Origin of the sequence: Bartonella sp. AC130YNZD, assembly GCF_042196865.1 — a bacterium.
Lineage (GTDB): Bacteria > Pseudomonadota > Alphaproteobacteria > Rhizobiales > Rhizobiaceae > Bartonella.
The window spans coordinates 1-19133 of the sequence record NZ_JBHIQZ010000005.1 but is presented as its reverse complement, the minus strand read 5'-3'; the positions used below and the strand labels follow the sequence as shown (position 1 = coordinate 19133).

Here is a 19133-nt window from a genome sequence, read left to right as displayed (position 1 = left end):
TATAAAAACTGAAAGATAAAATGCGCATTTCCTTCATTGTTTTGCTATTATTGATTTTTGGATTTTGTGGCTTTTGTATTTCTTATATGCGAGCACGCATTCTTGAATACAGACAACATAAAATGCATTCTCGTGCGTATTATTATGGCTGGTGGACATTTTTGATTACTGTTATTCCAGCTTTTATTTTTTTAATTGTTTGGGATGCTGGGAGTACAATTTATTTAGAATATAATGCTTCTCGAGAGCTGGGGGCGTATAGTGCGCATGTAACAGAGCCTGTAAATCACGATCTACTTTGGGAGACACTTCGAAGTCTCGTCAAAAAGATTCATCGTTTTGAGGGGAATCTTTCTACCGCTTCCTATAAGGAAGTGCAGGCACAATTATTCGCGAAGGGATTGATTTTACCCGATGAAGCATCGGATGATGTGTTCGAAATAGCACAGTCGTGGGTATTCTCTTCTGAAAAGCTTAAGTTTATAGGTTATGTTTTCCTTTTTGCTATTGCGTCCTTTGGTTTTATCTGTGGAATGATGCAAATTGCGCCTCATCAACGTGCCCGTAATAAGGTTGAATCTTTTATTATTATTGGATTGATTTGTGCATCTATTGTTGCTGTCTTGACAACAGTAGCCATTGCGCTTTCTATGCTTTTTCAGACAGTAAGCTTTTTTCAGTCTGTATCCTTTTCAAATTTCTTTTTAGGAACAGTTTGGGATCCGCGTTTTTCCGCGAGCGGTTCCAGCGATGAAGTAGGACAATTTGGTTTAATACCGCTTCTTGCTGGTACGCTTTATATTGCATTTGTTGCCATGCTTTTTGCTGTACCTATAGGACTATTTTCAGCTCTTTATATGGCGGAGTATGCTTCTGCGCGATTGCGAGCAATTGTAAAACCATTGTTGGAAGTTCTTGCTGGCATCCCAACCATTGTTTATGGTTTTTTTGCTTTGAAGGTTGTGGGACCATTTTTACGTGATCTTTCTGTTTCTCTCTCAGATGGGGTTGGTTTTATTATGGCACAAAGTGTTTTGACCGCTGGAGTTGTGATGGGAATTATGTTGATACCTTTTGTTTCCTCTTTATCGGATGATGTTATTACGGCTGTTCCACGCATTTTACGTGAAGGTTCTTATGGTTTAGGCGCAACGCAATCTGAAACAATTAAAAAAGTTGTTATACCAGCAGCGCTTCCAGGGATTATGGGGGCCATTTTGTTGACGGCATCGCGTGCAATTGGAGAAACAATGATTGTGGTTTTGGCGGCAGGTGTTGCAGCAAACTTAACACTCAATCCTTTCGAAGCAATGACTACGATGACTGTTAAGATTGTTAATCAATTGACCGGTGATTTTGAGTTTAATTCTCCACAAACTCTGGTGGCTTTTGCCTTAGGGATGACGCTCTTTGTTATGACACTTTTGATGAATATTCTAGCTCTTTATATTGTGCGTAAATATCGGGAACAATATGAATGAATGAAGATTTTTTTCCTCGTCGCAATATTAGTCTCAAGCGTCGGTATTGGGCTGAACGTCGTTTTCGTGCCTATGGTTTGATTGCCATTTTTATTGGTTTATTTTTTTTATTTACGCTTTTATGGTCTATCATTAGTCAGGGTTATACAGCTTTTTTTCAAAGTGAAATGACATTATCGATTTATTTGGATGAAAAGATCATTGATCCAAGTAGTCAACGTAAAACAAAACCACAAGTGCTCATGACGGCGAATTATCCACTTCTTGTACGCAATGCTTTAGCGAAGAAACTTAATATCAATCAAAATGATCGAGCCTCTCTTTTGGACGTTAACCGTATGTTTTCAAATGGTGTCCGTGTTCAACTGCGTGAAATGGTGACAAAGAATCCAAAACTGATTGGCACAATGCAAAAAGTTAAAGTTTTGGCATCTGCGGATATTGATTCTGCTTATAAGGGACAGATTGATCTGCGTGTAGCAGAAAAAAACCGTAAAGTTTCTAATCGACAAATAGAATGGATAAAGCGTTTAGCGCATGATGGTACGCTTTATAAAACATTTAATATTGGTTTTTTTACATTTGGCGCTTCAAGTCGTCCTGAGACTGCGGGATTAGGTGTTGCGATCATTGGTTCTCTTTATATGATAGGCATCGTTTTATTAGTTTCACTTCCAATAGGTATAGCAACGGCTCTTTATTTAGAAGAATATGCACGCAAAAATAAATTTACAGATTTTATAGAGGTTAATATCAATAATCTTGCAGCTGTTCCTTCAATTGTGTTTGGTCTTTTAGGACTCTCTTTTTTTGTTAATTTTTTAGGATTACCACGTTCAGCTTCTTTTGTTGGTGGTCTTGTTTTAGCGCTCATGACTCTTCCCACGATCATTATTGCAACACGTTCTGCTCTGCGTGCTGTTCCTCTCTCTATTCGTTCTGCAGCTTTGGGGTTGGGAGCATCAAAAACACAAATGATTTTTCATCATGTTGTTCCTTTAGCTGCGCCTGGCATTTTGACAGGCACAATTATTGGAGTCGCTCAGGCTTTGGGTGAAACAGCTCCTTTGCTTTTGATTGGAATGGTTGCTTTTGTTGTTAATATTCCTACGACCCCCATGGATCCAGCAACGGCTTTGCCTGTTCAAATTTTTATGTGGGCAGGTGAAGCAGAGCGTGCTTTTGTTGAAAAGACATCAGGTGCTATTATTGTATTGATGATTTTTCTTGCGATCATGAATATTTCTGCGTTTTTTTTACGTCGACGATTTGAACGCCGCCAGTAATTTTAATAAAACAACAGCTTTGATAAGATTTTTGTAAGGTGAATTTTTGTAATGAAGATTAAAATGCGCGGTCAGGATGTGAAGGTTTCTTACGGAGATAAAGAAGCACTCCACGGTATTACACTTGATATTCCGGAACATCAAGTAACTGCTTTGATTGGTCCATCAGGATGCGGAAAGTCAACTTTTTTGCGTTGTTTTAACCGTATGAATGATACAATTGAAGGCGCTAAAACAACTGGTCTTATTACCTTAGATGGGGAGAATATTTATGACACACGGATTGATGTTGTAGAATTGCGCGCTCGTGTTGGAATGGTTTTTCAAAAGCCCAGCCCTTTTCCAAAATCTATATTTGAGAATGTTGCGTATGGTCCACGCATTCATGGTTTAGTTAAAACACGCTCTGAATTGCATGATGTCGTTGAAAAGAGTTTGAGGCAGGCAGGTTTGTTTGAAGAAGTAAAAGACCGCCTTCATGATCTTGGAACAAGTTTATCAGGGGGACAACAACAGCGTTTGTGTATTGCACGTGCTATTGCGGTTAGTCCTGAAGTTATTTTGATGGATGAGCCATGTTCAGCTCTTGATCCCATTGCGACAGCACGGATTGAAGAGCTTATCGATGCGTTACGGCAAAATTATACAATTGTTATCGTAACGCATTCCATGCAACAGGCCGCACGTGTTTCTCAATATACGGCTATGTTTCATTTAGGGCATTTGGTAGAAGTTGGTGCGACTGAAATGATCTTTACCTCACCAAAAGAGCAACGGACGCAAGATTATATTACGGGGCGTTTTGGATAGGTGAATTGAGGAGTGTAAGATATGTCTATGAAACATACTGTCCGTTCTTATGATGCAGAACTAAAATATTTAAGAGTAAGGATTACAGAAATGGGGAGCCATGCAGAAAGGATGATTGAACGTTCTGTCGCATCGGTTGTGTGTAGTGATCTTCAACTTGCAACGACAGTGATTGCCGATGATGTGTTTTTAGATGAAGCAGAACGTGACATTGATGAAAAAGCGGTTGCTATTATTTGCAAACGCCAACCGATGGCTGTCGATTTGCGTGAAATTATTGGAGCCATTCGTATTTCTTCTGATCTTGAACGGATTGGGGATATGGCAAAAAACATTGCTAAAAGGACTGTTGCACTTTCAGAAATACGTCAATCTGCTTCTGTTTATCATGGGCTTGAAAAGATTACAGCTTTAGCACTCAATCAATTAAAAGAAGTCTTAAATGCTTATACGAGTCGCCTATTAGAGCGTGTTGACGCCGTGCGTGAGCGTGATGAGAAGATTGATGCTTTGTATACTTCTCTTTTTCGTGAACTTTTGACGTATATGATGGAAGATGTGCGCAATATTACGGTTTGTACGCACTTACTTTTTTGTTTAAAGAATATTGAACGAATTGGTGATCATGTTACTAATATTGCTGAAATGCTGCATTATATCATAACGGGTTACCATATGTCCTCTGATCGTCCTCGCGATGACCTTACTTATAAAGTTGGGGTAGGTGAGAAGAAAATAGATTAAAATTTCTCTTATATATATAAAATCAGTTTGTAGATATATGAGTATTCTCTTATAGTGCAGCTATAGAAAGAATAAGATAACCATCTATGGAAAAGCACAAAGAAGCAACAAAGAGTTTTTTCAGAGAAGCATGGCAGATTGTTAACTCTTGGTTTGACATATTTGTATATTGGATGATATCATCACTCGTATTGTGGCAGGAGGGGAGTTTTCTAGGGGATTTCCTTTCAGATCATTTTGTTAAAATTTTATATTAAGGGGATATCTGTATTATTTTTTCGTATGTAGAAGAAGTGGATAGTGTTACTTTATTGTAATTGAAACGTGTGGGTTATTATAGCCTATATTGAGCCATGAAGAATAACAATATCGATCCGCAAATTAATAGTTTTTTATTTTTTATTTTGCATAGATACTTTTTGATTACCTCTTGTATTAAAATTTTACTGAGTGGTAACAATTAGCTATGTACTTTATTGAGAGATACATTTAAAGCTCATTTCAAGACTTGAATATCTCAGAGATTATAGGAATGTGTTGCATAAGATGAAAAAAAATCGTTGGAATGTTTTTGTTACCTGTTGTGTAGTGCCGTTAGTTGTTGTGGGATGTGCTTCAAGTCATTTAGATGCTGGAAAAGTAGATAATAATAAGACAAAAACGGTTACATATCCATTGACAGAGCGTCAATGTCTTATGCGAGCGATGTATTTTGAATCAAATCGCACAAGCCGTGAAGGAATGATTGCCGTTGGAACGGTTGTTATGAATCGTGTTAATTCAACCGCCTATCCTAAGACGATTTGTGGTGTTGTTGGTCAATATAGGCAATTTGCTCCTGGTGTTTTAACGCGTCCTATGACCGAGAAAGCATCTGTTGCTCGTGTAAGAGAGGCGGCTGATGCCGTTTTACGGGGTGAACGAGATAAGAAAGTTAAACACGCTAAGTTTTTTCATACCGCTGGTTTGTCTTTTCCGTATAAAAACATGCATTATGTTCAGGTTGCAGGGGGAAATGCTTTTTATGAAAAACGATCACGTGATGGAGAACTTCAAGTTCCTACAAATAATCGCCCTTATGATGTTGCTTATGCTTTTGCTCAAGAACGTTCTGGTCACGCGCCAAGCTTTATAGATGAAGGCTTAGAGAGTAGGGGAGTAAAGGCAGAGAAAAGTACATCTCCTTTGACAGAAGTAGCACAGTCCAAGACGGCACATCCTGCTCCTTTTGCTATGGTACAGCTTGATAAAGTTCCTATTCCTGCCTATGCACCTCAACATCTAGCTAGGAAAGAGGAAAATAAAACGATTATGGCTTTACCTTCATCTGATCAGTTAAATGCAATTGTTGCAATGTTAGAAAAACGACACAGGAACTAGTAAGTTTTTCATGACCAAAGAAGGATGATATACCCATTGCGGTTTATGAATTAAGTGAATTTTAGCGATAATGATACGCATAAATATACGTAGAGAAAGCGAACTCAAAGGATCTGAAAAACAATTTATAATATGACGACATAAAGAACGCATTCTATTTAAAGAAGGGTATTGGTAATGTACTTTGATATTCATGAGACAATTTCGTCTGAAATGCTTAATCGTCTTGCAGAAATTACAGTGAAAGTGGGGTTGAATTTACAAGAGGGGCAGGATCTTGTTTTAACTGCTCCAGTTTCAGCATTACCTTTTGTTCGGCGTATTGCATATCATGCTTATAAGGTTGGTTCTGGTGTCATTACACCAATTTTTAGTGATGATATGTTATCGCTTACACGGTTTGAAAATGCCCATACAACTAGTTTTGATTGTGCCCCTTCTTGGCTTTATGAGGGAATGGCAAAGGCTTTTGAAAATGGGGCAGCGCGTTTAGCGATTGTTGGTGATAATCCTTTGCTCCTTTCCAATCAGGATTTTGATAAGGTTTCACGTTTAAATAAAGCCACTTCAATAGCTTACCAGCCGGCACTCAAGCAAATATCAAATTTTGCTATGAATTGGTCGATTGTTGCTTATCCAACAGCAGGATGGGCTGAGGCAATGTTTCCTTCTTTACCACTTAATGAGGCGATTAAAAAATTAGCCGATGCAATTTTTTCTGCTTCACGTGTTACAGGAGAAGATTCGGTGCAGGCGTGGAATGTCCATAACGAGAATTTAAAGAAACGATCATCTTGGCTTAATGAGCAGCGTTTTTCTGCCTTACACTTTACAGGGCTAGGGACTGATTTAACTGTTGGTTTGGCAGATGATCATGAATGGCATGGTGGTGCATCCATTGCTCAAAATGGTGTTATTTGCAATCCGAATATTCCGACAGAAGAAGTTTTCACGACTCCTCATGCTCATAAGGTTGAAGGCTTTGTTTGCTCAACAAAGCCCCTTTCCTATCAAGGAATACTGATTGATAATATTGAAGTACGTTTTGAAGCAGGGCGTATTGTTGAGGCTCGTGCATCAACAGGCCAAGAAATTTTACAGCAGGTTTTGCAAAGTGATGAGGGTGCAAGCCGGTTGGGTGAAGTTGCCCTTGTGCCTCATTCTTCACCAATTTCTAAGAGTGGCCTCCTTTTTTATAATACCTTATTTGATGAAAATGCTGCATGTCATATTGCTTTAGGGCAGTGTTATTCCAAATGTTTTTTAGATGGGGCATCATTGACGTCAGAAGAGATTGCAGCACGTGGTGGGAATAAAAGTGTCATTCATATTGACTGGATGATTGGTTCTGGCGAAATTGATATAGATGGCATTACTCAAGATGGTGTAAGAGTTCCTGTATTTCGTAAGGGTGAATGGGCTTAATCCTGTGATGCCGTAAAACACCATCATTTGAAGTGGGGTGGTATGTAAGCCTCATTGATACGTTAAGTATTTTAGAGTGTGTGGTATATATTCAAGGCAGGGTTTGTCCATAAAGCCTTTAGTTAAATGACTCACATGAGTAGGAATCCAAGTAAAATCCACTCATCAAGAATTTGTTTAGTAGATGTAGAGGAAGTCTTCGTTCTTTGAGGGGTGGGAAGAAGTCAATTTATCAGAGATACGATTGGAAAGTGTATAATTATTAAAGAAGAGTAATGCCTGAGCTTCCTGAAGTAGAGACAGTTCGTCGTGGACTTGAGTCCGTTGTAACTGATGCAAAGATAGTATCTGTCAAACTTAATCGTAGAGATTTGCGCTTTCCTTTTCCTGAGGCTTTTTCTGAGCGCCTTATTGGCAGAACAATTATAGAACTTGGTCGGCGTGCGAAATATTTATTATTTCATCTTTCTCAGGATGAAACGATTTTAAGCCATTTAGGAATGTCTGGTTCATGGCGTATAGAGAATGATTTTTTAAGAAAAGCTTGTTCAGCGTCAAGTAAATTAGTTAAACATGATCATTTTGTCATGGAGATTCAGACAAAGAATGGTGACGTTTATCGTCTTATTTATAATGATGTGCGTCGCTTTGGGTTTATGCTTTTAGTCGATACGGATAAGCTTTATGAACATCCACTTTTAAATAAGCTAGGTCTTGAACCTATGAGTAATTCGTTTTCTGGTCGTTATTTACAAAAGGCTTTTGTTAATAAAAAAATGTCTCTCAAGGGTGTTTTACTTGATCAGTCTATTGTTGCAGGTCTTGGGAATATTTATGTTTGCGAAGCACTTTGGCGGAGTCGTTTGTCTCCACAACGTGGTGCATTTACATTGGCATCAAAAACGGCACGTGCACGTGAATTTGCAGATTCTTTAGCACAAAATATATGCAATGTGATTTCTGAAGCCATTTTGTCTGGTGGCTCTTCTTTACGTGATTATATGCATATAGATGGTTCGCTTGGTTATTTTCAGCATACTTTTTCAGTTTATGGACGAGAAGGCAAGCAATGTTTGGAATGTGGAGCGCCTATTATGCGCATTTTACAGGCTGGACGTTCAAGTTTTTACTGCTCACAATGTCAAAAATGAATAAGGTGTCTTGCAAAATCTTACAAGAGGCTTAAAGTCATCGCATCTATAATATAATTACACAAGGCTTGAAAGGTTTTTTTATGCTGAATAAAGTACTAACACATCTTGATGGAAATATAGAGAAGAGCCTTGAACGCCTTTTTTCTCTTTTACGTTTTCAATCGATTTCTACAGACTCGGCTTACAAGGATGCATGTCGTAAAGCAGCTGATTGGTTAGTAGAGGATTTAAAAAGCATCGGTTTTGAGGCTTCACGCCGTGATACGCCGGGGCATCCAATGGTTGTTGGGCATCATCCAGGACCTTCAGATGATTGTTTGCATGTGTTGTTTTACGGACATTATGATGTTCAACCTGTTGATCCATTGAGTTTATGGGAGGATGATCCATTTACACCTTCTTTAAAAGAGAGAGATGGAGAGAAAGTTATTTGTGCTCGTGGAGCTTCAGATGACAAAGGTCAGTTGATGACTTTTATTGAAGCATGTCGTGCATTTAAGAAAGAAACAGGGCAGCTTCCTATTAAAGTTACTGTTTTATTTGAGGGAGAAGAAGAATGTGCTTCTCCTTCCCTTATTCCTTTTTTAAAAGCAAATACAGATGAACTTAAGGCAGATTATGCATTAGTTTGTGACACGTCAATGTGGGATGCGGATACACCATCTATTGCTCTTTCTCTTCGGGGAATTATGGCAGAAGAGATTATTATCACAGCAGCGAATCGTGATTTGCATTCTGGTTATTTTGGAGGAGTAGCAGCTAACCCCATTCGTATTTTAACGAAAATCTTAGCAGGACTTCACGATGAAAATAATAGGGCAACACTTCCTGGTTTTTATGATGGCGTAGAAGAAACACCTCCACAGATTTTACAATCATGGAATGCACTTAATTGTACTGCTGAAAATTTTCTTGGTCCTATAGGACTTTCCGTTCCAGCTGGTGAAAAAGGGCGGAGCATTTTAGAGCTTGTATGGGCACGTCCTACCATGGAAATTAATGGTATTAGTGGCGGCTATGAAGGGGAAGGGATGAAAACAGTTATTGCTTCTCAAGCGAGTGCAAAAGTATCGTGTCGTTTGGTGCATAAGCAAGATCCAGAGAAAATACGCCAAGCGTTGCGTGATTATGTACGTAGCTCAATTCCTGCTGATTGTAAGGTTGAATTTAAGAATCACGGTTCTTCTCCGGCACTTCAGATTTCTGATGATTCATCTTTTATCAAGGAGGCGAAGGATGCCTTATCACAAGAGTGGGAAGTGCCTGCTGTCTTGACAGCCATGGGGGGCTCGATCCCAATTGTAGCAGATTTTCGGTCAATTCTTGGTATGGAAACTCTTTTGGTTGGTTTTGGACTGGCTGATGACCGTATTCATTCTCCTAATGAAAAGTATAATTTAAAATCGTTTCATAAGGGGCAGCGGTCTTGGGCGCGTATTCTTGCTGCTTTAGCAAGTAGGAGGGTAAATGGCTGAGATTCGCGTTCATCAAGGTGATTTACCAAACTTAGATAATTATCAAACTGATGCTGTTGCGATTGATACTGAAACTTTAGGATTACAACCCCATCGTGATCGTTTATGCGTTGTTCAGCTTTCTTCTGGAGATGGTACTGCTGATATTATACAGATTGCTAAAGGACAAAAGAATGCACCTAATTTGGTCAAGCTTCTTGAAGATAAAGCAGTCGTAAAAATATTCCATTTTGGGCGTTTTGATCTTGCTATTTTAGCACATACATTTGGTGTTATGCCAGAGGCTATTTTTTGTACAAAGATTGCTTCGAAACTCACGCGCACTTATACGGATCGTCATGGCTTGAAAGAAATTTGTAATGAATTGCTGAATGTGAATATTTCTAAACAGCAACAATCTTCGGATTGGGCGGCAGAAACGTTATCACAGGCACAAATTGAATATGCTGCGTCGGATGTGTTATATTTGCATCGTTTAAAGGTTATATTTGAAGAACGTTTAAGACGTGAAGAGCGAGAAAATGTTGCCAAGGCATGCTTTCAATTTTTGCCTATGAGAGCTAGGCTTGATCTTTTAGGATGGGCGGAAGTTGATATTTTTGCGCATAGCTAACTTTAAAATTGGCTTTTAAATGGAGTTAATTATTGATGTGAGAGGACAAAATGCTTGTACATTATGGGCATTTTATCCTTTCATCTTTACCATCATTTTTAATTCTGCTTTACGACTTTCAAAAGTATTTAAAGCAATGTCTGTTAAATAATAGAGATTACGCATTGCCTCATGCTTTTTTAATGGATTTACGTTCTTCATGTAAAACAGAACGCCCTAAACGGAATATATTTGTGTTGCTAATTCATGTACTTTTTGTAAAGAAACCGACACCCAAGTTCATTTTACGGCGGTGCTCATAAAAGATATAACGATAAAGCCTCCAATACCAATATAAAATCTATTGAACACTACCATCTTACGCTTATAGAGTTAACAAGCCGCTACTATCACACATTTTGCCAACACCCAATTTTGCGACAACCCTTGGCACTGGAGACGTTTCATAAAAGGCATTTTTAGTCCTTTATTGTACAGTTTCACTCCACATAGGCTTCCCCACTTGTAATGTACAAACAAATGGTTTTGGTTGATTCAACATGAGGAAGATTTGGAATGAAAGGGTTTTATGGTATTCGGAGTTCTAATTTAATATGGATAACGCTATATTATCATTATAAATCAATATATTATATGATTAATATATAAAGATAACCACGATTATACTGAACAATGCAAAGAACGACACCTAGAAAGTGACCTAGAAACAAGTTAGCAAGGAATATGCTTTTACCAAGTTAAAATGTTAACTTTTGCGTTTAAATGACTTTATAAGATAAAACTCCTTTTTTCAAGAGTCTTATCCATATATCAACCTCATTTATGACATGTAAGCGAATAATTTTGCTTAATGTATAATGAGCGAATTTAAAATAAGATAATCTTATGATACTGAGAGCGCTCATTCAATAGGGGAGATTTATAAATCAATATGTTGATATGACATTTGTGTAGTTTATTCTCCCCAGACGATATTTTGTGCTTTTATGCATTGCCAAACAAGTGATTTCTATGTTTGTAAAGTGGGGCAATTTGCATTTATTTTAAAATTAAAATGCTTCAAAGCCTTGTTTTTTGAGGATTCTCACTTTTTATCTATAAACATGCTATTTTTTCTGGAAATTTGCAATGAAGACACTAGATAAAATCCATTACGGATATTTATACGAGGTTAAATTTATGAACATAAAATATTTTATTACGGCTTTTGCTACGTTTGCTTCAATCTCTGTAGCACAGGGTGCTTCTTTCTTGTCTTCTCAAAAGTTAATAGAGGGTATACCTTCTCTTGTTCCTCCTAGAGATCTTTTTTCTAGTGAACAGTTGAGCAAGATCTTCTCTGAAGTTGTTCAAATGGAACTTTCTTGCACGCATAACAACCAATGCATAACAGCAGCTAAGTTAGTACCTGTATCATATTCTGGTAAAAAAAGATTTCAAAAGCCTAAAAAAGGATCAGGGAAAGGAAGACGACCAGACTTATTTGGACGAAGTCCAATGAGTTATTAAAAAGTAAGAAAACAACATAAAGAGGTCTAACGTATGATCGAGAATTGAAGAGAGAAGATATTTTTTATCATTTGAAAAGTGGAGGAGCAGTTGTTCGCAAAGGGTATTATAATTGTGTACGGAGGGGGTGAAGAGTACTATTTGGAAAAGATATGGGGAGGTGGATTTCGGTGCAAGAATACTCTGTATAATGGCAATCGCTCGTTACAAAATTCATGGGTTTGGAAATATAACCTCCCGATTTTGGGTTACGCTGTTATACTGTAAATACTGTCATTTTAAGCGTAACTATACAGCGCAATAAAACTTCTTGATCAGTATTTTTAGAGTAGGGCTTGTCCAGAGAGAGCCTTTAGTTAAGTGAATCACATGAGTAAGAAGTTAAGAAAAATCCTCTCGACAAGAAACTAAGCTGTTTGCAGAGAGGATCTGAGAGGATACTTCATCAAAATCGAGTGAAGCAACAAAAATGTTAAACTTTTGATCTTTGATGGTATGCTTCGACTACAGAATTTATAAAATATTCATTTGTCTATGATTCAAAATATTAGATATTTTTTCTGTCAAATTCATGATTTTTAAAGCAAGGTGTGGTGTGAAAACTTTAAGAAAGATTTCTCATTTTTTCAGCTTTAAGGAGATTTCTATATAAGTTTTAATGTTTATCATACCGGTTGTCTGTCTTTAGGCATTTTTTTCAATTTAGTCTTGTAAAGGAGTATGAAATGATATCCTACAAATAAGGCTGAAGCTCTGAAAAGATTTACTATAAGGTTGAGAGAAGAAAAAAATGGTAAGTATGTCAAAAAGGCATAAATGCCTAAATTAAAAACAAAGAGCAAGTGTAATGAAATTGCATGTAATCTTGTTGCAGTCCATGGGGTAGTGGAGATCTTGTTTTATGCGGTATAAGCATTCTTTACAATGATGAAAAAACAATCAAAGAGCTATTCACATTTTGTTATGCGAAGAATGAAGCTAAAAACGTTGTTTGTATGAATTTAAATGGAACAGTTAGATTTAGCTGCTCTCAATATTGTAACGGTCTTCATTATTACAATATTGAGAGTATTAATAGGAGGCATTTTAGCTTTTAAATAGTTTTATTTATTCACACACTTGCTCGTTTGTGAGGTGCAGGGGGATGGTTTTGGTTTCTTTAATATAAAAAGGCTTAAGATAAGAACATCTTCAATATTGCAGACGAATTAATATTAAAAAATATTTTTTCATTATAAATCAATATATTATATTTTCATTCCAATAGCACACGCTTTACACGGAGGGTATTGTGACGCAGTTTTTTTACAAAATTTATAAAGGAGAGAAAATGTGAGGAAAAGAGATCATTTGTGCATGGGCATAGTTTTATTCTCATTTATTACAGATCAAGCAATTAAGGGTACTTTGATTGGCTTTTTGTTTTTTTTATAAGTGTATCATTTTTGCTACAGATATCTGAAGATGGGGCTCTATATGAAATGGTGTGTTCAAATAAATATTCAGCTATGGAGAGAAAATATGAATATGAAATGGTTAATAACAGCTTCTGCTTTCGCTTTTGTTTCAGCTTCAGCAGCACAAGCAGCAGATGTTATTGTTCCCCCAAGTCCAACACCTGTTGCTCCCGTTATTGTTGCTCCAACTTTTTCTTGGACAGGTTTTTATGTTGGGGGCCAGATTGGTGGTTTTTCGGGTAAAACGAAAATGGATATTCTCAGTAATGGAAAAAAGATTCCAGTACCTGATGACCTTTTGCCTAAACTATCTGGTTTCATGGGTGGTCTTTATGCAGGTTCCAACGTTGATCTTGGTAATGGCCTTATTCTAGGTGTTGATACAGATATCATGTGGTCTAATAAAGATGATACGAAGACAGGAAACACATATGTTATTGCTCCAAATCACATAAATTATATTAAGAAGATATTAACAGAATCTGGAATTAATATTGGTAAAGATGCGCTTGAACCTGGTGCTAAACGAACCCACAGTTTCACTTTTAAAGAAAAGTGGGCTGGTGCGACACGTGTACGTATTGGTTTTGCAGCTGAACGCATTATGCCTTATGTTGCTGGTGGTATCGCTTATACCCAGCTTCAAGATACTGCATTGATTTCAATAACAGGCAAAGATTCAGACAAAGTAATAGCTTCTGGTACCTTGTCTGATGAAACAAAGACCCTTGTTGGTTACACTCTGGGTGCTGGTGTTGATTTAGCAATGACCAATAACGTTATTGTCCGTGCGGAATATCGTTACTCTGATTTTGGGAAAAAGAAATTCTCAAATGATAAATATGAGACATCTTACAAAACCAATGATTTCCGAGTTGGTGTTGCTTACAAATTTTAACAGATGATAAGTTAAATAACAGAGGCGCCGTCTTTAACAGCGCCTCTGTTATTTTCTGTTGCCATATTATCACACAATACATAATTTATTGTGGATATGAAAAGATATTATTCAGGTTTTCTTAAAAAAATCATAGACAACAAACAAGAATTACATTTAAAAATCAATAAGTTATATATATATATATCTTTAGGTTTCTCGTACAAAATCAAGCTATGAAGCGATTTTGTCTAGGATGTGCCCTCCATTTTCTGTGACTGTATCATTTTTACTACAGCTTTTCTTTCTGTAATCTTGTAGCACTGTGCTCATAAATAAATTAGGAGCAAAGTTTATGAATATAAAATCTTTAGTAACAACTTCTGTTATCGCTATAGCAGCAGCTTCTGCAGCACAAGCTGCTGATGTTGTTATCCCTCGTGAAACAGCCCCAGCAGTTATCTCAGCCCCTTCATTTTCTTGGACAGGCTTTTATATCGGTGGTCAAGTTGGTAACTTTTCAGGTAAAGTTGATGTAGTTGATTCAGAAACAAAAAAGAAAATTACAGATAAAGACTGGACACCTAAGCCTTCTGGTTTCATGGGTGGTATTTATGTAGGTTCCAACGTAGATCTTGGTAATGGCCTCATTCTAGGTGTTGAAACCGATGCAGTCTGGGCTGACCGCGAAGATTCAAAAGCGCATTCAGCAGTCATTGGGGGAGCAGGCCTTCAAGCTTTCAAAGATGAGCTTACAGAAGCTAAAGCTACACCTGCTACAGGAAAAACTATTACTGGTATCGTGGCGACTGACAAACGTGTAGAGGGCACCTCTATAAAAGAAAAATGGTCTGGTGCAACACGCGTTCGTGTTGGTTTTGCAGCCGTTGATCGCATTATGCCTTATGTTGCTGGTGGTATTGCTTATACGCAGCTGCAAGTGGTTGATTTTCTTAAGGCAGCGACAGCTGAAGGTGCCGAAATCGCTTCTGCTACCGTTTCTGATGCATCAAAAACGATGGTTGGTTTCACTGTAGGTGGTGGTATTGACTTTGCGATGACAGACAATGTTCTATTGCGTGCAGAATATCGTTACTCAGACTTTGGTAAAAAAGCATTTGTAAAGGACGGGGATAAATTCGCTTACAAAACCAATGATTTCCGTGTAGGTGTTGCTTACAAATTCTAATTTCGTAAACAACGAAATAAACTTCCAAGAGGCTCTGTCAAAGACAGGGCCTCTATTCTTTTCTGTTGTTATATTATCACATACCCTATATTTATTAGGGGAGTAAAAGATATTATTTAGATTTTCTTAAAAAGATTTTTATAAATGACAGATAACAATTATGCCATAAAATCAATAATTTACACATACTTGTAACTTACAATTTCTTATGAAACGTGAAGTTATGAAATGACTTTAGCTTGCGTCAGCTTTCGTTTCCTATGATTGTATCATTTTACTACAGCGTTTTTTTGTAGTCGTATAATACTGTGCTCGTAAATAAATGAGGAGCAAAGTTTACGAATATAAAATCTTTAGTAACAACTTTTGTTATCGCTATGACTACAGCTTCTGCGGCACAAGCTGCTGATATTGTCATTCCTCGTAAAACAGCTCCAACAGTTATCACAGCTCTTTCGTGTTCTTAGACAGGTTTTTATCTTGGTAGTTAAGTTGGCAACTTTTCAAGTCAAAGTTTATGTATTTGATTTTGAGACAAAAGAAAAAACTTCAGATAAAGATGCACTACCTATGCCTTCCGGTTTCATCGGTGGTATTTATTTAGGTTCCAACGTAGATCTTGGAAATGTTCTCATTCTAGGTGTTGAAACCGATGCAGTCTGGGCAGACTGAGGAGAGACGAAGACGGTCTCAAAGATTCTTGTGATTGATGATTTTAATGATAAATTTAAAGATGCTGGTGTCACATTGGATGAAAATGAAAAGTTTCAAAAGGGTGACACAGCAGTGTATCGCATTGGTTTCAAAGAAAATGGTCTGGTGCAACACGGGTTCGTGTTGGTTTTTCTGTCGCTGACAGCATTATGCCTTATGTGGCTGGTGGTATTGCTTATGCGCAAATACAAGGTGTTGGTAAAGTTTCAGGAACAAAAAAGTTGGGAAAATGGGTAAGCCAAGTAAAGAGTTTCTGCTACAGTATTTGATAAAACAAAAACGATGGAGGGTTTTATCCTTGGTGGTGGTATAGATTTCGCGATGACAGATCATATTCTGCTTCGTGCGGAATACTGTTACTTAGACTTTGCTAAGAAGGAATTTAAAAAGGATTATCTTAAACTAGTCTACAAAAGCAATGACTTTCGTGTAAGTATCGCTTACAAGTTCTAATTTCATCAAAAGTGCAATTATGAATAAAAAGTATTAATAAAAAATTAAATTTACAAAAGATATTGACTTTTAAAAAAACCACTGTTTTCTGGGGTTTTATTTGTATGATTGTGATATTTTTACTACAGCTTTTCTATCTGTAATCTTGTAAGGTCGTTTGATAGTTAATTTAGGAGCAAAATTATGAATACAAAATCTTTAATAGCAACTTCTATTGCCGCTTTAATTTCAGCTTCTGCAGCACAAGCTGCTGATGTTATCATCCCTCGTGAAACAGCCCCAGCAGTTATCGCAGCAGCCCCTTCGTTTTCTTGGACAGGTTTTTATCTTGGTGGTCAAGTTGGCAACTTTTCGAGTAAAACTAAAGTAACTATTCCAGGAAAAGATAAAGAACTTTTCAAAAAAGATAACATACCTAGTCCTTCTGGTTTCATGGCTGGTATTTATGCCGGATCTAACGTAGACCTTGGAAATGGTCTCATTCTCGGTGTTGAAACCGATGCAGTTTGGGCAGACCGTGAAGAATCAAAAAAAGCCCGTGAATTGACTCTTACTGGAGAAGATGCTGCAAATTTTAATGCTGCCCTTGAAAAAGCTAAGGTTGAATTAAAAGATCAGCAACAGTTTGCAGAAGGTGACAAGGTAACAGAAACGCACAGTTACAAAGAAAAATGGTCTGGTGCTACACGTGTCCGTATCGGTTTTGCTGCTGTTGACCGTATTATGCCTTATGTTGCTGGTGGTATTGCCTATGCGCAGGTACAGGGCATTCAATCCGTTGCAGGAAAAGGAGAGAGAGTTAAAGTTGAACAGAAAGCTGATGGGGTTGAAAACCCACCAGTTAAGCAAAATGTAGATTTGATTGGTGGTACTTGGGCTGATGACACGAAGACAATGGTTGGTTTCACTATTGGCGGCGGTGTTGACTTTGCAATGACAGACAACGTTCTTTTACGTGCAGAATACCGTTACTCCGATTTTGGTAAAAAGAAATTCGCCCAAGATACACGTGAATTCAACTACAAAACCAATGACTTCCGTGTAGGTGTCGCTTACAAATTCTAATTTCGTAAAAATAAAATTATCAGCACAAAAAATACTAAGGCCTCGTTTAACGGGGCCTTTATTTTATTAACTCTCTATTTTATCTCTCTTAATCCCTTCATTTTTATTGGTATCATTTTGTATTATAAGGCTTAAAAAAAAGTTTTATATTATAAAAGGCCAATTAGTAGTATGTATCGATTTTATAACTACTTATTACATAAAATCTTATATCACGGCTATCATTTTACGCTTAAGTGAAAAGTATTCAATTAATCTCAGAAATAGGACAAGATCATAATCAGTGACGAACTTTAGTCTACTTCTATATGCTAGATTAGAGCGAGCGTACTACATATATCTGTTGGAGTAAGTTCTGAAACGGGAATACAGCCTCATTGGAGAAGAATATAAAGTTACAAAAAGAAAAACTAGTTTCCAACTTTATCATCTTCTTTTAATTTAGCTTTACGGTTTTCAAAAGCATTTAGAGTAATGTCTTTTAAATAATGAAAATGAAGATGATGCATTGTCTTACATTTTTGTTTATTGCATTTTTTAATGGGATCATACTCCTCATGCAAAACAGAACGCCCTAAACGGAATACACTTGTTGTTGTGTATTCACACATTTGTTTTAAAAAAATATTTTTCAAAGTACATCAAGCCCACTTCTCTCTGGACAAGATTTGAATATTCTAGGCTCTGATGTTCAAGCAACGGATAATCTTTCCTTACAAGCTGAGAGGAATGTTTCGATTGATGCCACACGCAACAGTGCCAATAGCCATCGCGGGGATCAAACCTTTCATGTCGCGGTGCACAATGGCTCTCATTTAAGTTCTGGAAAAGATACCACTGTTCTCTCTGGAAAAGATATCCATATTGCTGCTTCCGATATAGATGCCAAGGGTAATGTTGCTCTTGGCGCGAAAGGGGAGGTAACAATAGGGGTAAGAAACGATGAAATGGAGTATCATCTTCAGGGCAAAAACACGAAAGTGGATATGCAAGCTTCTCATGCCGTTGGCTCTTCGATAAAATCGGGAGGTGATACCACTGTTGTTGCGGGGCAGGATGGCAAACCGCATGATCTTAGCATCACAGGTAGTTCCATTGCGGCTGATGGCAAGGTAGGGCTGAAAGCCAGCAACGATGTCCTGATCAATAATGCAGAGGATAGCTTACATTATGAGATGTCATACCATAAAGACGGTGGAGCATTCAGTAGCAGCAAATCTGAGCATAACAAGATGGATGTGCGCCAAGTTGTGGGGTCAAGCATAACAGGGGGTGAAGGCATTGCCATTGATTCCGGAAACAACACGGAAGTTGTCGCCTCGACGCTCATAGCCGGTAAGGCAGAGGAAAGGTCAGGAGAGAAAGCACCAGAAGAACAGAAACAAGCGGATATTACCATTCACTCTGGGGGAAAGATTACTATCAAAGGCGCCCAAGAACACTTGGATCAGCAAGCACAATCGTCATCAAGTGGCTTTTTGCATGAGAAATCGTCCGATAC

Annotated in this window: 15 protein-coding genes and 2 pseudogenes; 15 read left to right on the top strand and 2 right to left on the bottom strand. The window is 37.6% G+C overall.

Features of this window, described 5'->3' with window-relative positions:
* The first annotated feature begins 20 nt into the window (after positions 1-20).
* The 9 genes from pstC to ACFINU_RS03105 all read left to right on the top strand — a co-directional run bounded on the left by pstC (position 21) and on the right by ACFINU_RS03105 (position 10368).
* Positions 21-1481, top strand: coding sequence for a phosphate ABC transporter permease subunit PstC (pstC, locus tag ACFINU_RS03145; RefSeq protein WP_375618025.1), 1461 nt, complete (start codon positions 21-23; stop codon positions 1479-1481).
* The gene (gene pstA / locus ACFINU_RS03140) at positions 1478-2767 is read left to right on the top strand and encodes a phosphate ABC transporter permease PstA (protein ID WP_375618024.1); all 1290 of its coding nucleotides are present in this window, start codon (positions 1478-1480) and stop codon (positions 2765-2767) included. Before pstC ends, pstA begins: the two co-directional genes overlap by 4 nt.
* 51 nt (positions 2768-2818) lie before the next feature.
* The gene (pstB, locus tag ACFINU_RS03135; protein WP_375611792.1) at positions 2819-3577 is read left to right on the top strand and encodes a phosphate ABC transporter ATP-binding protein PstB; all 759 of its coding nucleotides are present in this window, start codon (positions 2819-2821) and stop codon (positions 3575-3577) included.
* Between the two features lie 21 nt (positions 3578-3598).
* Positions 3599-4321, top strand: a complete 723-nt coding sequence (gene phoU, locus ACFINU_RS03130; RefSeq protein ID WP_375618023.1) for a phosphate signaling complex protein PhoU — start codon at positions 3599-3601, stop codon at positions 4319-4321.
* Between the two features lie 546 nt (positions 4322-4867).
* Entirely contained in the window at positions 4868-5701 is an 834-nt protein-coding gene (locus ACFINU_RS03125; RefSeq protein WP_375618022.1) for a cell wall hydrolase, read from the top strand.
* A 177-nt stretch (positions 5702-5878) separates the two neighbouring features.
* Entirely contained in the window at positions 5879-7126 is a 1248-nt protein-coding gene (locus tag ACFINU_RS03120) for an aminopeptidase (RefSeq protein WP_375618021.1), read from the top strand.
* A gap of 275 nt (positions 7127-7401) precedes the next feature.
* Positions 7402-8277: a bifunctional DNA-formamidopyrimidine glycosylase/DNA-(apurinic or apyrimidinic site) lyase gene (gene mutM / locus ACFINU_RS03115; RefSeq protein WP_375618020.1), complete on the top strand. Its 876-nt coding sequence runs from the start codon at positions 7402-7404 to the stop codon at positions 8275-8277.
* An 83-nt stretch (positions 8278-8360) separates the two neighbouring features.
* Positions 8361-9755, top strand: coding sequence for a M20/M25/M40 family metallo-hydrolase (locus ACFINU_RS03110; protein WP_375611787.1), 1395 nt, complete (start codon positions 8361-8363; stop codon positions 9753-9755).
* Complete coding sequence (locus ACFINU_RS03105) at positions 9748-10368, top strand: ribonuclease D (protein ID WP_375618019.1); 621 nt, start codon at positions 9748-9750, stop codon at positions 10366-10368. The genes ACFINU_RS03110 and ACFINU_RS03105 overlap by 8 nt, the downstream gene beginning before the upstream one ends.
* Positions 10369-10440: 72 nt before the next feature.
* Here ACFINU_RS03105 and ACFINU_RS03100 read toward each other — a convergent pair whose 3' ends face one another.
* A complete protein-coding gene (locus tag ACFINU_RS03100) occupies positions 10441-10569 on the bottom strand; it encodes a hypothetical protein (RefSeq protein ID WP_375618018.1) in 129 nt (42 codons plus the stop codon).
* A gap of 978 nt (positions 10570-11547) precedes the next feature.
* On the opposite strand from ACFINU_RS03100, the gene ACFINU_RS03095 reads away from it, so the two are divergent.
* The 5 genes and pseudogenes from ACFINU_RS03095 (at position 11548) to ACFINU_RS03075 (ending at position 17632) form a co-directional block, all read left to right on the top strand.
* Positions 11548-11877: a hypothetical protein gene (locus ACFINU_RS03095; RefSeq protein ID WP_375667358.1), complete on the top strand. Its 330-nt coding sequence runs from the start codon at positions 11548-11550 to the stop codon at positions 11875-11877.
* A 1521-nt stretch (positions 11878-13398) separates the two neighbouring features.
* On the top strand, positions 13399-14232 hold the full coding sequence (locus ACFINU_RS03090) for an outer membrane protein (protein ID WP_375618016.1): 834 nt from the start codon (positions 13399-13401) through the stop codon (positions 14230-14232).
* Positions 14233-14566: 334 nt separating this feature from the next.
* Positions 14567-15400: a porin gene (locus tag ACFINU_RS03085; RefSeq protein WP_375618015.1), complete on the top strand. Its 834-nt coding sequence runs from the start codon at positions 14567-14569 to the stop codon at positions 15398-15400.
* Between the two features lie 377 nt (positions 15401-15777).
* Positions 15778-16567 (top strand): annotated as a pseudogene (locus ACFINU_RS03080) (outer membrane protein).
* Positions 16568-16750: 183 nt separating this feature from the next.
* Positions 16751-17632 (top strand): outer membrane protein, encoded by an 882-nt coding sequence (locus ACFINU_RS03075; RefSeq protein ID WP_375618014.1) that lies wholly within the window; start codon positions 16751-16753, stop codon positions 17630-17632.
* A 410-nt stretch (positions 17633-18042) separates the two neighbouring features.
* Here ACFINU_RS03075 and ACFINU_RS03070 read toward each other — a convergent pair whose 3' ends face one another.
* Positions 18043-18267, bottom strand: a complete 225-nt coding sequence (locus ACFINU_RS03070; RefSeq protein WP_375618013.1) for a hypothetical protein — start codon at positions 18265-18267, stop codon at positions 18043-18045.
* Between the two features lie 6 nt (positions 18268-18273).
* Between ACFINU_RS03070 and ACFINU_RS03065 the strand changes: the two are divergent.
* A pseudogene (locus ACFINU_RS03065) lies at positions 18274-19133 on the top strand (hemagglutinin repeat-containing protein); the annotation flags it as partial.

What these genes read in the sequence shown, in the direction of transcription:
- pstC (WP_375618025.1), top strand. Translation starts at nt 21, where the DNA reads ATGCGCATTTCCTTCATTGTTTTGCTATTATTGATTTTTGGATTTTGT.
- pstA (WP_375618024.1), top strand. Translation starts at nt 1,478, where the DNA reads ATGAATGAAGATTTTTTTCCTCGTCGCAATATTAGTCTCAAGCGTCGG.
- pstB (WP_375611792.1), top strand. Translation starts at nt 2,819, where the DNA reads ATGAAGATTAAAATGCGCGGTCAGGATGTGAAGGTTTCTTACGGAGAT.
- phoU (WP_375618023.1), top strand. Translation starts at nt 3,599, where the DNA reads ATGTCTATGAAACATACTGTCCGTTCTTATGATGCAGAACTAAAATAT.
- ACFINU_RS03125 (WP_375618022.1), top strand. Translation starts at nt 4,868, where the DNA reads ATGAAAAAAAATCGTTGGAATGTTTTTGTTACCTGTTGTGTAGTGCCG.
- ACFINU_RS03120 (WP_375618021.1), top strand. Translation starts at nt 5,879, where the DNA reads ATGTACTTTGATATTCATGAGACAATTTCGTCTGAAATGCTTAATCGT.
- mutM (WP_375618020.1), top strand. Translation starts at nt 7,402, where the DNA reads ATGCCTGAGCTTCCTGAAGTAGAGACAGTTCGTCGTGGACTTGAGTCC.
- ACFINU_RS03110 (WP_375611787.1), top strand. Translation starts at nt 8,361, where the DNA reads ATGCTGAATAAAGTACTAACACATCTTGATGGAAATATAGAGAAGAGC.
- ACFINU_RS03105 (WP_375618019.1), top strand. Translation starts at nt 9,748, where the DNA reads ATGGCTGAGATTCGCGTTCATCAAGGTGATTTACCAAACTTAGATAAT.
- ACFINU_RS03100 (WP_375618018.1), bottom strand. Translation starts at nt 10,569, where the DNA reads ATGAAGAACGTAAATCCATTAAAAAAGCATGAGGCAATGCGTAATCTC.
- ACFINU_RS03095 (WP_375667358.1), top strand. Translation starts at nt 11,548, where the DNA reads ATGAACATAAAATATTTTATTACGGCTTTTGCTACGTTTGCTTCAATC.
- ACFINU_RS03090 (WP_375618016.1), top strand. Translation starts at nt 13,399, where the DNA reads ATGAATATGAAATGGTTAATAACAGCTTCTGCTTTCGCTTTTGTTTCA.
- ACFINU_RS03085 (WP_375618015.1), top strand. Translation starts at nt 14,567, where the DNA reads ATGAATATAAAATCTTTAGTAACAACTTCTGTTATCGCTATAGCAGCA.
- ACFINU_RS03075 (WP_375618014.1), top strand. Translation starts at nt 16,751, where the DNA reads ATGAATACAAAATCTTTAATAGCAACTTCTATTGCCGCTTTAATTTCA.